This is a genomic window from Pseudoalteromonas sp. T1lg122 (assembly GCF_002964825.1).
Lineage (GTDB): Bacteria > Pseudomonadota > Gammaproteobacteria > Enterobacterales > Alteromonadaceae > Pseudoalteromonas > Pseudoalteromonas gelatinilytica.
On record NZ_PQCG01000027.1, the window covers coordinates 1 to 381 of the forward strand.

At 38.8% G+C, this 381-nt stretch carries 2 tRNA genes; both read right to left on the minus strand.

Annotated elements, in window-relative coordinates:
• Window positions 1-177: 177 nt before the first annotated feature.
• A tRNA-Ala gene (locus tag C2M33_RS10785) sits at window positions 178-253 on the minus strand.
• 44 nt (window positions 254-297) lie between these two features.
• Window positions 298-374, minus strand: a tRNA-Ile gene (locus tag C2M33_RS10790).
• Window positions 375-381: the final 7 nt, after the last annotated feature.

Genomic DNA, 381 nt, shown 5'->3' on the forward strand with positions numbered 1-381 from the left:
CTGGCATATTTTTACTTTTGAAAACTCTTTATAAATAACAATGTTATCTATAAGAATTTTAATATCAGCTTTCCAAATTTTTAAAGAGCAAGAGAATAAACTTCTCAAAATTAAACACACTCTATTCTCAAGCAGTTTATTACCTGATTAAGAATGTTTATTTTTAAGGAGTAAAAGTGGTGGAGCTAAGCAGGATCGAACTGCTGACCTCCTGCGTGCAAGGCAGGCGCTCTCCCAGCTGAGCTATAGCCCCACATATGCTGGTACTTATTGCTTAATTTGCCACTTCAGAAGAAGTGGTGGGTCTGAGTAGATTTGAACTACCGACCTCACCCTTATCAGGGGTGCGCTCTAACCAACTGAGCTACAGACCCAAACAAT